This window comes from Microcystis sp. LEGE 08355 (genome assembly GCF_015207185.1).
Classification (GTDB): domain Bacteria; phylum Cyanobacteriota; class Cyanobacteriia; order Cyanobacteriales; family Microcystaceae; genus Microcystis; species Microcystis panniformis.
In genome coordinates this window covers 1-1,626 of sequence record NZ_JADEXI010000811.1, presented here as the reverse complement: position 1 = coordinate 1,626, position 1,626 = coordinate 1, and the positions used below count along the sequence as shown (strand labels likewise).

3 protein-coding genes and 1 pseudogene are annotated in these 1,626 nt (G+C 41.8%); all 4 read right to left on the bottom strand.

All coding sequences use genetic code 11. From position 1 onward, the window contains the following. A partial coding sequence (locus IQ242_RS24270; protein ID WP_193961717.1) for a type II toxin-antitoxin system RelE/ParE family toxin occupies positions 1-280 on the bottom strand: 280 nt, incomplete at its 3' end. Further along, positions 240-467 (bottom strand): hypothetical protein, encoded by a 228-nt coding sequence (locus IQ242_RS24265; protein WP_193961716.1) that lies wholly within the window; start codon positions 465-467, stop codon positions 240-242. The genes IQ242_RS24270 and IQ242_RS24265, both read right to left, overlap by 41 nt. 373 nt (positions 468-840) lie before the next feature. Further along, positions 841-1,368: a DUF3011 domain-containing protein gene (locus IQ242_RS24260; RefSeq protein WP_193961715.1), complete on the bottom strand. Its 528-nt coding sequence runs from the start codon at positions 1,366-1,368 to the stop codon at positions 841-843. Between the two features lie 145 nt (positions 1,369-1,513). Beyond that, positions 1,514-1,626, bottom strand: a pseudogene (locus IQ242_RS24255) (photosystem II protein D2); the annotation flags it as partial.

Here is a 1,626-nt window from a genome sequence, read left to right as displayed (position 1 = left end):
TAAAGTTAATCTCATAAATAAAGATTTCGTCTGTCTCCTTGACGATTTCAAAAATAACTCGCATTTTGCCAACACGAATTCTGGAGAATCCTTTTAACTCACCTTTAAGTTTTTTTATATCAAGTTCTTCAGGGGGATAAACGTTTTGAGTTTCAAGGCAGGTTTTGAGAATACCAATTTTAGTTAAAACAGATTTTCGGCTATTGGCATCTAGTTTCTCCAAAAATTTATTGGCTGATCTACTGATCCTGATCTTCACGATTAAACCAGCCTGTAACATCAACGAAGCCGTCGTCTTTGTAATCAACAGGATTAAAGGTTGCTTCTATGTCAGCTTGTTCTATATCATCCACATAGGGAATCAGCATCTCGAAGAATTTAAACCATTCTTCCCGCATAACTTCGCGGACGCTTTCCTTGATGATGGTTTTGAGCATTAGAGCATCTAAGGTGTTTGCCGGCTCCATACATTTTCCTCCAATCTACTTGAATTGTAGCAGCAGATCAAGAAAACGGGTTTCTTACAGCAGTTATCTTCAGGATTTTAGTTTTCTCAAGCTACTGTTCGAGGCAAGTCAAGAGATTGGGAGAGATTCAGGTAATCTAAGGATAGGCGGTTAAAGTGCGTCTTAGCTTACCTGATAGCGTTCTTAAAATCTATCTTCAGCAAAAGTTACTCATTTTAGCTATCTAGCTATATAAATGAGTATAGTCATTTCAGATAAGTCTGATACAGTCTAGACCGACAAAACCCTTATGAACTCTGGGATTGATATTCTCAATCTTAATTGAAATGACTATAACTTTAAAAGGTTTTAGATAGAGTTTTGGTTTCTATATTTAACCCCGATCCTCACAAACAAAGTCCACTACTCGATCAATTTCCCGGGATGAGCGGATGCGACGACTACCGCTGCCGAGTTCGCCACCACGACAATTGGCCCACCAACGCTCGCGACTGCCATTAACGATCGCATCAAATTCTCTAATTCTGCCACTATCATAATAACTGCGGCGATCGACGACAAAACGACCGATACTGGGGAGGCGAAATTCTTCGTAAACATTACCTTCCCAACCGCCACCAGAATTACCGTGATGGTCGTCGGTGCGTACCTCAAACTCGCCCCGACAACCATTTCTGACAACAATATTGCCGTTTTCGAAATCCCAATTACCCTCACAGGGAGCAGCGGAGCGAGTGCGGATTAATCTGACTTGGGCCCATCTAGCGTTGACGGGACAGCGAGTAGTGCGACCGCTTTGACTTTCACAATTAATTCTCGTGGTTCTGGCCGCTGCTGGCTCGCTCCCCAAGGGACAAATTAGCAATAAACCGAGACTAGATAATAAAATTTGGCGAAACATTGTCTTAATCTCCAAGAAATTCTCTAGTTTATCTTACAGGGGTATCCAGAAAATGAGTAGTAGTGCTTGAAGTGCGTTAATCAACAAAAAAGAAGGGTGATTTAACTTCACCCTTCCCCCTATTCGGTAAATTTTCTTGCCATCCTTAGAGAGCGTTACCGCGAGGTAATACTTCTTCAGGGAAGATAAAGTTTTCGTGGGGTTGGTCTTGGGGAGCCATCCAAGCTCTCAGACCTTCGTTAAGCAGAATATTTTTAG